Origin of the sequence: Nocardioides antri, assembly GCF_008373765.1 — a bacterium.
Lineage (GTDB): Bacteria > Actinomycetota > Actinomycetes > Propionibacteriales > Nocardioidaceae > Nocardioides > Nocardioides antri.
Genome location: NZ_VUJW01000185.1, coordinates 1 through 243, shown reverse-complemented (window position 1 = coordinate 243; position 243 = coordinate 1). Strand labels below are relative to the sequence as shown.

General features: G+C 44.0%; 1 protein-coding gene. It reads left to right on the top strand.

Annotated features, from left to right (window positions below; translation table 11 throughout):
* A partial coding sequence (locus tag F0U47_RS22960; protein WP_149752374.1) for a P-II family nitrogen regulator occupies positions 1-243 on the top strand: 243 nt, incomplete at both ends.

Genomic DNA, 243 nt, shown 5'->3' with positions numbered 1-243 from the left:
AAATTTTACAAAGTCGAAGCGATTCTGAGGCCCTGGCGTGTTTCGCAGGTTTCTTCGGCTCTGCTGAAAATTGGAATTCGTGGTGTTACTGTATCTGATGTTCGAGGCTTTGGTGCTCAAGGTGGTTCAACAGAGAGGCACGGTGGCTCTGAATTTTCTGAAGACAATTTTGTTGCTAAGATTAAAATGGAGATTGTAGTGAGCAAAGACCAGGTTGAGGCTGTGGTTGACACAATAATTGAG